Origin of the sequence: Mesorhizobium sp., from assembly GCF_004962925.1 — a bacterium.
Taxonomy (GTDB): Bacteria; Pseudomonadota; Alphaproteobacteria; order Rhizobiales; family Rhizobiaceae; genus Mesorhizobium.
In genome coordinates, this window is sequence record NZ_SUEO01000342.1 from 3,884 (window position 1) to 4,092 (window position 209).

Annotated in this window: 1 protein-coding gene; it reads right to left on the reverse strand. The window is 59.8% G+C overall.

Annotation, left to right across the window (positions count from 1 at the left end; translation table 11 throughout):
• A partial coding sequence (locus tag E5W87_RS34470; RefSeq protein ID WP_292408129.1) for a cupin domain-containing protein occupies nucleotides 1-113 on the reverse strand: 113 nt, incomplete at its 3' end.
• Between the last annotated feature and the right edge of the window lie 96 nt (nucleotides 114-209).

Genomic DNA, 209 nt, shown 5'->3' on the forward strand with positions numbered 1-209 from the left:
GTCGAATGGCCGCGCGCGCCTTCCGCGCCATCGCGAAAGGTCTCGGCATACCAGCCGCCTTCCGGATGCGGTTTCAAGCCGAGCGTTGCGATGATTTCGGCGGAGGTTGTCACAGTTTTCAGACCATCAATGGTGCTCAGAAATTGTCCTTGCGCTTGCGGATCTCGGCGAACACTTCGGCGTCGGAGGCTTTCTCCATGCCGAGATGC